The sequence below is a fragment of the Hahella sp. HN01 genome, assembly GCF_018986435.1.
Lineage (GTDB): Bacteria > Pseudomonadota > Gammaproteobacteria > Pseudomonadales > Oleiphilaceae > Hahella.
Map to the genome: position 1 here is coordinate 1 of NZ_JAHMIN010000003.1, position 10,676 is coordinate 10,676.

The 10,676-nt window shown below is 52.0% G+C and carries 7 protein-coding genes; 4 read left to right on the top strand and 3 right to left on the bottom strand.

The features are described from left to right. The first annotated feature begins 299 nt into the window (after nt 1–299). From KP814_RS03825 to KP814_RS03840, 4 genes are all read left to right on the top strand, one after another. Nucleotides 300–560, top strand: a complete 261-nt coding sequence (locus KP814_RS03825; protein ID WP_216735512.1) for a hypothetical protein — start codon at nt 300–302, stop codon at nt 558–560. A 620-nt stretch (nt 561–1,180) separates the two neighbouring features. Continuing rightward, on the top strand, nt 1,181–1,591 hold the full coding sequence (locus tag KP814_RS03830) for a hypothetical protein (RefSeq protein WP_216735513.1): 411 nt from the start codon (nt 1,181–1,183) through the stop codon (nt 1,589–1,591). 276 nt (nt 1,592–1,867) lie between these two features. Next, complete coding sequence (locus KP814_RS03835; RefSeq protein WP_216735514.1) at nt 1,868–3,919, top strand: methyl-accepting chemotaxis protein; 2,052 nt, start codon at nt 1,868–1,870, stop codon at nt 3,917–3,919. Nucleotides 3,920–4,103: 184 nt separating this feature from the next. Then, the gene (locus KP814_RS03840; RefSeq protein ID WP_216735515.1) at nt 4,104–5,096 is read left to right on the top strand and encodes an FAD:protein FMN transferase; all 993 of its coding nucleotides are present in this window, start codon (nt 4,104–4,106) and stop codon (nt 5,094–5,096) included. Between the two features lie 86 nt (nt 5,097–5,182). On the opposite strand, the gene KP814_RS03845 is transcribed toward KP814_RS03840, so the two are convergent. From KP814_RS03845 to KP814_RS03855, 3 genes are read right to left on the bottom strand one after another with little or no spacing between them, the layout of a single operon-like run. Next, on the bottom strand, nt 5,183–6,733 hold the full coding sequence (locus tag KP814_RS03845; RefSeq protein ID WP_216735516.1) for a general secretion pathway protein GspF: 1,551 nt from the start codon (nt 6,731–6,733) through the stop codon (nt 5,183–5,185). A 45-nt stretch (nt 6,734–6,778) separates the two neighbouring features. Continuing rightward, the gene (locus tag KP814_RS03850) at nt 6,779–9,250 is read right to left on the bottom strand and encodes a LamG domain-containing protein (protein WP_216735707.1); all 2,472 of its coding nucleotides are present in this window, start codon (nt 9,248–9,250) and stop codon (nt 6,779–6,781) included. A gap of 58 nt (nt 9,251–9,308) precedes the next feature. Then, nucleotides 9,309–10,547, bottom strand: coding sequence for a hypothetical protein (locus KP814_RS03855; RefSeq protein ID WP_216735517.1), 1,239 nt, complete (start codon nt 10,545–10,547; stop codon nt 9,309–9,311). Between the last annotated feature and the right edge of the window lie 129 nt (nt 10,548–10,676).

Below are 10,676 nucleotides of genomic sequence, written 5' to 3' on the forward strand. Positions count from 1 at the left end.
AATAACCTTGGTCGCGGACCAAGGAAACGGCCTCTTCTTTAAACTCTTTTGTATACTGTTTATACGACTTTTTCTGACTCATGCTGACACCTTAATCGTTGACGGGTATTGTCTCTTATTAATGTGTCCGGGACTATTAGACCACTACACTAAGCTATTCAGGGTTCTGTTATGCTGAAAAACGTTACTTTTCAGATGAAGAAAGAATTAGGCTGGCTGTAAAATATGTGCTCAATAATTATCCGCCTGTGATTATGAATTATACTTGTGACGATGAGGAAGGAAGTTGCTTGTTGAGTATGGATAACGTTGATGAGCATGATGTTGTTTTTTATCAGGGAGTGGATCAGTTTATCACATTAAACCCGAAATGCTGTGAGGTTATAGATAATATTAAGGGTTATGAGCCGACCTTTGGGGATAGGTTTAGTGGTTCAACATCAGCCATAGTTAAAGTCGATGTTAAAGTTATATTTAAGGAGAAAACTAACCTTTCTCCTGCCATCAGGACTGAGTATTTGGCAATCTCCAATTGCGGAAAAGCTTGGAACGGTTATTGATTTTGGCTTTGATAAATATTTTCGTGAAATCTATGGTTGATGGTTACGCAGATAGTTTTTCAGAGGTTCCCTAGGAGGCCTTTTGAAGCTACTGTTTACAAGGAGACGTTATCCATGGAGAAGAAAGTTTTTTTATAAGTGGTCATCTTGATCTTGCCCCCAGGAAATCGTGCAACACCAACCTTCCGTTATTGACGATCTGGCGCGGAAATATCTTGAGAGTAAATTCAACGTGGTCAGTGTCTATAAAATGTCCGATATCTCCAAAAACAGCTTTGGACTTCCTATCCAAAGCGGCTTCACCTCCGATAACCAACGAGATAAACAGATGACCGCCGACTCTACCTGCGACATCGCCTGGGTCAGACCAGGGAGGGAGAAGTCCGGGACAGCTAGGAATTTGGCGCGTAGGAAGAGGTAATAGACCGATATCGTTCTGGTTACTTTAAAAGTGCATGTTCTTGCGGTGGAAAACCCCCTCAGTTTTTCGCCGAAATCTGTGCGGAGACGGTGTTTTTCAGGCTACGAATGATGCCTAAGTGCTACGCTTATTGTATAGTTGCCCAGCTTTTTGCGCCGTATGGCGCGATATTTAATGACGATGCAGGAGTAAGTGAACAATGAAAGGCGCTGGCGGAACCTCCGGTGGAGTAGGGCAGTTTTTTGTCGGATTAATCATGCTGTGCGGCGGGTTGTACATGTTGTTCAACTCTATCGTCGTCTCATCAAGTTTCGGCATGGGCATGCGTTTATACGGCTTCAATGCGTTTGGCGGCCACTGGGGTATTACCTCCGGTATGGTGATGATTCCATTCATGTTCGGCGTAGGCCTGATCTTTTTCAGTGCGAAGAACATTCTTGGCTGGATACTGACGATTGGCTCGCTGACGGCGCTGGTGTTTGGCGTTATTTCCTCCATCCACTTCAGCATGCGCTCCATGACTGCTTTTGAATTGATTGTGATATTGGTTCTGGCGGTAGGCGGTTTAGGTTTGTTCCTGCGTTCTTTGCGCAACCTGGGCGGGGATTGATCCCCCGCGAGCAAGTCTCGTCATACCTCATGCAAGGCGTCTCAATCGAGGCGCTTTTTTAATGTCTCTCCAAATTTAGAGCCCGCAAACTCCCTCCTTATTTTCCCTGACTGGCTGATAACTAGCTTCCTGAGCGCGGGCGTCGGCGCCTGCACTTTATGATGCGGATCAAGCCGCTAACACTTATTAAGATTCTGTTACAGCTTAAAAATGGTTGATATTTGACCTGTGATCTATGCTTTTAAAGGGCTCGACAGGCGTTAGTAGGTGGTAGTTATGGCGGTTGGCGCTTTTTCCCGTTTCTTCTCCTTACGTTTCAATAGCATAGGCTTCCGCGTCGCGGCGTTGCTGCTAATCACCGCGGTGATAATCTCTGGCGCTTTTTCTTTTACCTGGAGCGGTATGTCATCGGTGCGGGACCGGTTTACGCACCTGATAGAAAACGTTAATCGTTCCGGCGACCTGGCCGACGAACTGGCGGTTAACTATCTGATCACCACCAAGGGCGTGAATAATATTCTGTCCGTCAATCAGGCGAGCGAGATCCGCGCCAAACACGAGACCATCAAGGCGCTTACCCCCGGGTTTATGGAGAACGCTTCATTATTGGCGGAGCTGTCGCCGAGCACCCGGGAGCAAGTGGATCTGCTGATTGATCATCGCAACCAACTGGACAGGTTGGTGGACAGCATCGTCAAGAGTCAGACCGACGCTATTGAGCTGGAGCAGCGCAATATTACCGCTCTCGCTGCGTTCAGGGCGGAAGGGGATAAAATTTCCAAAATGCTGGCGGATATGATTTCCCTTATCAACATGTTCGAAAGCGATTATCCGGTGGTGATCGAAGCGCAGAATTTAAAGCAAACAATTTTGAGCCTGCAGATAGCGGTGACGCGCTACACCTCAGAAAAAGACCGCAATGCAATGAAGAAGCTGCAGGTGGAATTCGACGATGGCGTCAAAGAGGGCGTAGCGACGTTAGAGACTCTCAAGCGCATGGTGGAGGATGAAGCGACGCTGGCGGATATTGAGGACATTTATCGTGAATATAACGGCTGGATCAAAAAGTTGCAGGAGGAAAATGACATCTTTAACGCTTACCTGCTGCGCCTCAATAATCGGGATCAGGCCATCAAGCTCGCCAACGACAGCGATGCGATCATCGCGGATATGAATGCGGCGATTACCCGGATTAACCAAATCACCGGAGATCTGGTCGCTCAATCCAGCGAGGAGACTAATCAGGTCGTGGATGGGGTGAATCGCGCCATTGGTTTCGGCGCTATCGGCTCGCTGATTTCTTTTGTATTGGTGTCGATCATTATTCTTAACGTGGTGATCAAGCCTATCAAAGCTATTACGCGGCGAGTGATGGATATCGCCGAAGGGGAAGGCGATCTGACGCAACGTGTGGAGGTCGGCAGCAAGGGTGAGATCGCAGTGCTGGCGTCTTACTTCAATGCGTTTATCTGCAAGATTCAGGATGTCATCGTCAGCATCCAATCCGCCAGTGCGAGTATGAAAGATAACATCAGTGAACTGGACAAATGCGCCCACAATACCTCGGACGTCAGTCAGCGTCAGCGTAACGAGTCAGTAGTGTTGCGCGAAGATATGGAGTCCCTGTCGCAATCGGTGGATACCGTTTCGAAGTTTTCCGAAGACTCGATCTTGCTCGCGGAGCAGGCTAATCAAATTGGCGAGAAAACTAAAAATCTGGTGGTGGACTCCATTGAGTCCATTGAAGGACTGGCGACGGACATTAGCCAGGGAGCGGAGATTATTAAGGAATTGGGTTCTGAGATTGAGCAAATCGATTCCGTTGTCAGCGTGATTCGTTCCATTGCGGAGCAGACCAATCTACTCGCGCTAAACGCCGCCATTGAAGCCGCAAGGGCGGGGGAGCAGGGTAGAGGCTTTGCCGTGGTGGCGGACGAAGTGCGCTCTCTCGCCTCGCGGACTCAGGACAGCACTGCTGATATTCAGGCGATGACGGAGAAGCTGCAGGAAGGCTCGAAAAAAGCCATCAGTTTTATGAATAAAAGTCAGGTGAAAGGCAACGCCACAGTGGAAGAAGCGCGCGCCACCGGTGCGCATCTGGACGAAATGGCGCAGGCCATTGAAAGAGTGCGCAATATGAACAGCGAAATCAGCACTGCAGCGACTGCTCAAATGCAACTCGCCCATGGGGTGAATGATCGTATCCGGCTGGTGGATGAGATAAGCCTGGAGACCGACAAGGAAGCCCATCGCAGTGCGGAGAACAGCGAGCGTCTAAGCAACCTGAGTGAACAGCTGACGCAATTGGTGCGCAAGTTTCGCATCTAAAATTTGCTCAAGCCCCACAGTCAGATCCTGGTTATTTTTAGTGGGGCGTCAGCGCGAGTTTTTGTCGTCATCCCCTTTTGTCTATGTGTGTGATCACAAAGCCTTTTGACATTGTGATGGCTGGTTGTATTTAACTGCCGGCTGGGGTATACCTCTGCGACAAATCCGCTTCGGTAGTTAATCCATGAAGAAACCACTTGCTCTGATAAGCGGCGTCTTGCTGCTTACTTCCTTTGTTCAATTCGCTTCCGCCGAATGGTTCAGTAAAGACTGGAATGGCATGGGGACAAAAATTCGCGCTGAGGTGTGGGTGGACGAGGGTGGCGCTGATGCGGCGGAAAAAGCGTTTACGGCAGTGGATCAGGAGTTTGATCGACTTGAAGCGCTGATGAGCGTCTACATCGACAGTAGCGAAGTATCCAAAGTGAACCGGCTTGCCGCTAAACAGGCGGTGGTGATCACGCCAGAGCTGTTCCATCTGATTGAAAAAGCGCAGCGGGTGTCTGAGCTGAGCGGGGGGGCTTTTGATATCACTTTCGCATCCATCGGCAAATACTATAACTACCGCGAAGGGCTGGAGCCCGATGCCAGACAGATAGAGGAAAATCTGCCGGCGATTAATTATCGATGGATAGAAATGGACCCGGCGGCGCTCAGCATTCATTTTAAAGATCCGAGAGTCACCATTGATCTGGGCGGCATCGCCAAGGGCTACGCGGTAGACAAGGCCATCGAAAAACTGGCGGGGCTGGGCATTCAATATGCGCTGGTGAGCGCCGGTGGCGACAGTCGCCTAATGGGGGATAAACATGGCCGACCCTGGATTGTTGGCGTGAAAGATCCGCGCCTGGAAGATAAGAATGCAGTCCTGATACCTTTGGAAAATACCGCCATCTCCACTTCTGGAGACTATGAACGCTTCTTTATGCACGATGGCGTGCGGGTTCATCACATCATCTCCCCAAAAACAGGAAAGTCAGCGGAAGAATCCCAAAGCGTCACTATTATCGGCCCGGACGCGACGACGACGGATGCGCTTTCCACAACTGTCTTCATTCTCGGCGCGGAAAAGGGCTTGGAGTTGATTGAGAAGCTGCCGGGCATCGATGCGATTATTATCGATCGCAATCGCAAAATGCATTATTCATCGGAGCTGCAACCGCCGACGGCTGACTAGCTGCTGGAATTGTCAACTCTATTCAGGACGGGTCAATCATAAAAAAAGGGCCTGATTGGGCCCTTTTTATAGTTTCCACGTGGATCTTAGCCTATTTTACCGTTCACAATCATTTCGAAAGGTATTAGTTTGTCCAGATCGGCGCCCAGGCCGTGCTGTTCAAAACCTTTAGTGGTTGCGAAGTTACCTTGCTCATTGTGCAACGCCATATAATTCAGCACTACTGTATTAACCAGTAGATTGACGTTGTTGGCGGCGGGGCTGGAAGCTGTCTCCACAGATGCGTCTGCGCGCATGTAGCCAATCTGACGCACATTGGCGCTACTGTTTTTCAGCTTTGGGCGTACACCAGGATTGAATACAAGGAAGAAGGACGCGGCGGTGGAAGAATTATCGCCAGTCCATTCTCCTTTGCCTCGTCCATCCACGGAGTCGTCAATACGACCGTTACTGGCCAGTGAGCCATCGCTGAAGACATACATCATCAGAGGCATACCCAGGCGCGCAGCATATTCCAGACAAGCGCCCATGCAGCGGCCGGCGCGCAGATCACGTCGTTCCCCTGTGGCGCGGTCGCCAGTGTGATAGTCAAACCCACCCATGGTGATGGTGCCGGCGCCGGCATAGCCGTTCAGCACCATTTTCATCACTGATGCGGTTTTTCTGAACTCGCCGTCACTATCAAATTCCGCTTGGGTAAATATGCCGGAAGGACCGACGATGTCAGTATCAAGCGCAGGGTTCAACGAGGCGGGGTTGCCGAAACGATCCGCTAAGTCCGCGCTCTTCAGGTAGCCGCAGTCCACCAGCTTTTTAACGACCTCATCGGTGGTGACAACGCCGGTTTTCTTGTCGCTGATGCGATAAATCGCCTCCATTACCGCTACAGCGTCCGACTGGTCTAATAAGCCGACCAAGTCGCCTACGTCCACCAGGCCCGTCACGTCGCTGGGACGGTCGACCTTGGTGGGGCGTACTTTGGGGTTCATCAGCATTGCCGGGGCCATGGAATTGCCGCCGGAATCCGAGCTGCTGGAGCCAATCAGAGACACCAACGAGCCATCTGCGCCAGCATTGTATATCCCGTACATCGGGTTGTGCGGGTTGTTGCCAGTGTCATTATCCGAACGTGCGGGAATAACCGCACCGTCTATGAATGCGCGCGTCGAAGCTTGAGTTTTCTCCAGAATTCCACGCAGAAATGCGCTATCGGAATGAAAAGCTAACCCTAGTTCTTGATTGACGAATCCGCTAATCGCGGGAGTCATATTCCCTGGCAAGCCGAGTTTGCTGTAGCCTGCCGTGCTCAGGAAGTCCATCTGGCCGCCCTGCTGCCCTACCAGCACGTTGGAGCCAGAGATATTCGCTCCGCCAGCCAGATCGAAACAGATAAAAGGTATCTTCCCTGCGCCCTGTACGGCAATGCCGCAGGACGCTTTTAGAGACTCCAGATCTGAAGATAGCGCAGCGTTCGCTTGTCTCGGATTGGCGAAGAGGCCAAGTACGGATGTACCGAACACCGAAGCCGTTCCAGCCATAAAGCCTTGGGCGATAAAGTCCCTACGTGTTACCGGGCGCTTGTGGTCCGGGTGAAACAGCGGCTCGTCGAGGCCGTAAGGTCCACGTCTTCTTGCCATGATAAAACCACCTCTATCGAAATTTTTGCCGTTGATCGTAAAACTCTATTGCACCAGCATTGCTGCGCTGCCCAATACAGCGGCGCAACTTGCTTTGACAACTGTTTCGGTTCTGTCTGCGGAGCATCCGCCGCCGCATGCAACCAGTTTGTCGATCAACTGATTCAGTTCGGCTCTCACATCGGCGCCATCTGGTTGTGACGCCAAGTTTACACCCATGCCTTTATTCAACAGTGGGTCAATGATCAGGTCTCTTCCTGCGCCGGAGAAGGCGCTGGATGCGCTGGCGTTGAAATCGAAGCCAGGGAAGAAGGCGCTACGCAGCGTGTTGTCCTCCACCAGGGCGTCGCAATACTGGATCGCCAACTGGGTAACCCCCATTTGATGCGACGCCAGGAACGTATTGATATTCTCGACGGTAGGCAACTGCTGTTTCACCGTTTCAAAGGTTGTCCTGACGCCAGGGTAGGATGCGCTGACGCCAGTAATAGCGGACATAGTTGCGTTAATTTCGTCAAAGTTACGCAGACCGATTTCGGGAACCGGATCGCCATCGGCGGGAGCGCCAGGAGGCGTTGGTTCCGCTTCAAGAAACACGTGACTGTTGGACCCTAGCAGCTCGAAGGTCAGGAAGAACTCATCCTCCTCTGGCCCTTTCTCCAGCGCGATGATGGTGCCTCTGTCAGACATGACTTGTCCGCTACCAGGGGTATAGCTGGTTTCGTTAAGTGTGATGTTCATGTTCTTGTAGGCCTGACCAACGGTGACTTCGCGGCCGTTCATGCCGAGGCGCATGCCTTTGACGGGAATGCTTGAAGGCGCTGCGTTCGGGTCAAGGCTGATAAAGAACGGCGCGTTGAACAGATAGCTGTAACTGTCGAACTGGCTGACTTCGAACACCACATAGCTCTGCGGGACGTCGATCAGGTGTGAAGTGCCGAACAGCAGATAAAACTTCTGTCCGACGCCAGCCTCAAAGTTCTGGGATATCTGTGTTTCCGTCAGCGCGCGGTTGTGAATCGCCACCATCCGGATAGTGCCGTCCCAGGGGCGATTGTTTGAGGCCTCGTTGCCTAATACGAAGGCGAAGGTGTCGTCCCAGTCATTCAGGTTGCCAGCGGTAGTCATATCCTCATCGCCAGTGAACTTTCCATTCACATAGATGCGGCGACCGTTAGCGGGGCTGTATGTCGCTACGACATGTTGCAATGTCGCCTGCAGGTCCTGGTCGCCGTCGTCTGTAACAAGTGCGGGCTCGCCGTTTTGATCCGTTTCGCTGGTGCGATTCAGCAGGCTGTAGCTGTACTGAACCTGTCCCAAAGTGAAGTTACGAGCGTTGACGCCAGCGGAATAGCTGACGATGCGCGCAGGACCTTCCTGAGTTACATTGCCAGGAGCCACCCATGCTTCGATGGAGTACTCGCCTGTTGCAGTGATCAGGTCATGTAATTTCTTGCTGTTGGTCGTGGACCCTTGCGCTTTCCCGCCGCTGAGTTTGATGCCCCAGCCGCCGACCCATTCGACGTCGTTACTTAGGGTCAGGTTCAAAGTGGGTTCGATGCCGCTAGTGTCATAAGCGGTGACGCCTTGGCCTGTTTTGAATTCGTACAAAGCGATGACATTCTGCTCATAACGGCCGCCACTGTTCGCAGCCAGACCATCGGTCAGATTGAGCGCCTTGCTGGCGACCAAGTCAGGGTCGACCTGGTCAGGGTCAATGCTGCCGGAAAAGGTCTCAACAGCTTCCAGCATTTTGGCTGCGTCGCTGGCGCAGGAGCCGGACCAGCAGTTGTGGAATTCATCTCTCAGACGCACAACGAAACGAGAGTTGGCGGGCGTGCCCAGATCCATCTTGCTCTTCGCCGCTGCGTATGCGGAATCCACGTCGGCGCTGGCAAAGTAAGGCGACTGTGGAATGGCTGCGCTTTCACGGTGGCAGCCTGCGCAATTAGTGGTCAGCAGTGGATATACGGTGGAGCTGAACAGTCCAGAGTCGCTTGGGAAGTTCTTGGTTTGCCCTGGCTCTTTATCCGCCGGAGCGATCAAGTCGATGGTCTTGGTGTCGCCGGAAACGCCGCCCGCCCAGTCGCTGATATATTTGGTGATGATGTTGGCGCAAAAATCGACGCTGCTCTCCCAGCAGTTATGCCCCTCGCGCACTTTTGAAACCATGCGCGATTGGGAGGGATCGCTGAGGTTGACGATTCTATTGGCTTCGGAATAGGCGATGTTGATGTCGTCCTTATGCACGAACATCGGGGATTGGCCGCCGGTAGTGTGGCAGCCGCCGCAACGGTTAGTCGGGGAAAGTTTGTCCCACAGACTGAGTTTAAACTGTTGTACGTCGTCAGTGGCCGGGGCCGGGCCAGTATAAGTGCTGCCTTGCCCCGGGCGCGTCGTGTTGGGTAAGTTCTCGTTGGAGGCTCCGCTATTGCCGCCGCAACCGCTGAGCAGAATACTGATAGCGGCGATCAGTACGGCGATCGCTCTTGTTATCTGCTGTTGTAGTGAGCTCATGGTATTCACAGTCGTAATCCGATTCAGAATTCTTGTTTAGCGAGACGGATAAACCGCCTCACTCGCCCATGCAATATGCGGCTGACTCGGCGAATACACGCTTCATCTTGTAGCCGCTGGCTTTGAAAGAAGAAACCATAGCGCCGATTTGATCTCTGTCTGCGCTATCGATCGGCGACCGCAAGCAAACTGTGCGGAAGACGTTTTTTACCTGGCATTGCGCGAAAGCTTCTGAATGAGCAAGCTCCATTCCCATGCTTTTTGCGCCCTGGCCGGAGCCGGTCAGGCCTTTATCCCAGCCCAGCAGGCTGTTCTGGCCTTCACGCCAATAGTTATCCCAATGATCGTCTGGGGTGACGTAGCCATATTGGAATGTGGTGGAGTTGATATGGTACTTGCCTTGTACGCGGGTGCCAGTGTCTGGATCGGTCATGCCTTCCGTGTTGTACACCAGCGCGCCGTTTTCACCATCGGGGTCGGCGTCCATATCGTATTCATATTCATAGTAGGCGAATGCCTGCGCCATCGGGTCCATCCCACTGTGGCAGCCCACGCAGTTGTTGAGAAAGATCCGGCTGTCGCCGCCTGGGCTCCGAGAGACGTCCTGGCGGATGCGGTCAGGCGCGCGCGTTATGTCTTTCACCTGCTCAAGGTCGTTACACAGGTGGTTCATTAAAGTGAAGCGGAACATGGCGCGGTTGGTGCCGCCGCTGAAAAAAGCTTTGGCCGCCGCGCGGGTCGTCATAACGCCGGCGGTGGCTTCAGCAGGCAGCGACTGAGTGGTGTGCACCAAGTCGTCTTTCAGGCTGACGCGCTGGGTTTCCAGAAACTCATAATGGGCATTGTTTGCTAAAGAATAGGCGGGGGCGCCCAAGCTGCTTTTGCCGACATACAGATGATTGCCGTAAAGCACTTCCCGAAAGTCTATCCCCAGAACATCTTCATCCCGAATCATACCGACGACGGTGGCGGTATAGTCGTTCAAGGGAACAAATAATGACTGCGCTTCATTGGTCCAGGGCGCAACCATATTTTTCAGGGTCACGTCGTAAAAATTTTTGTTTTCCATAGCGGTATAGGCGGCGGCGATGGGGTCGCCGGAGGTTATATCGCTGGCCATGTCGTTAAGGACCGCCTCGCTGGGCGGCACCCCCGCGATACGATCATGGATTCTCTTAGCCTGTTCCCTGGGGCCTGCCTCTGCTGCAGTAGATAGGGTTATAGCCAGTGAGAGTAGAGATATAACGCAACGCTTAACCTGTCTGCGCTTATTATCTATGGGAGTTAGACTACTCATATTTTATATTCTCCTGCAGCTCTCGTGCAGTGCGCTTAAACGAATGGTTAGGTGATAATTAATATTAATTGATAAAACGACAAATATTAAATGTTCATATGTTCTATGAAAAATGGCCTATACACAGAA

Excerpts from the sequence above, each read along its gene's own strand:
- KP814_RS03825 (WP_216735512.1), top strand. The coding sequence starts at position 300 with ATGGATAACGTTGATGAGCATGATGTTGTTTTTTATCAGGGAGTGGAT.
- KP814_RS03830 (WP_216735513.1), top strand. The coding sequence starts at position 1,181 with ATGAAAGGCGCTGGCGGAACCTCCGGTGGAGTAGGGCAGTTTTTTGTC.
- KP814_RS03835 (WP_216735514.1), top strand. The coding sequence starts at position 1,868 with ATGGCGGTTGGCGCTTTTTCCCGTTTCTTCTCCTTACGTTTCAATAGC.
- KP814_RS03840 (WP_216735515.1), top strand. The coding sequence starts at position 4,104 with ATGAAGAAACCACTTGCTCTGATAAGCGGCGTCTTGCTGCTTACTTCC.
- KP814_RS03845 (WP_216735516.1), bottom strand. The coding sequence starts at position 6,733 with ATGGCAAGAAGACGTGGACCTTACGGCCTCGACGAGCCGCTGTTTCAC.
- KP814_RS03850 (WP_216735707.1), bottom strand. The coding sequence starts at position 9,250 with ATGAGCTCACTACAACAGCAGATAACAAGAGCGATCGCCGTACTGATC.
- KP814_RS03855 (WP_216735517.1), bottom strand. The coding sequence starts at position 10,547 with ATGAGTAGTCTAACTCCCATAGATAATAAGCGCAGACAGGTTAAGCGT.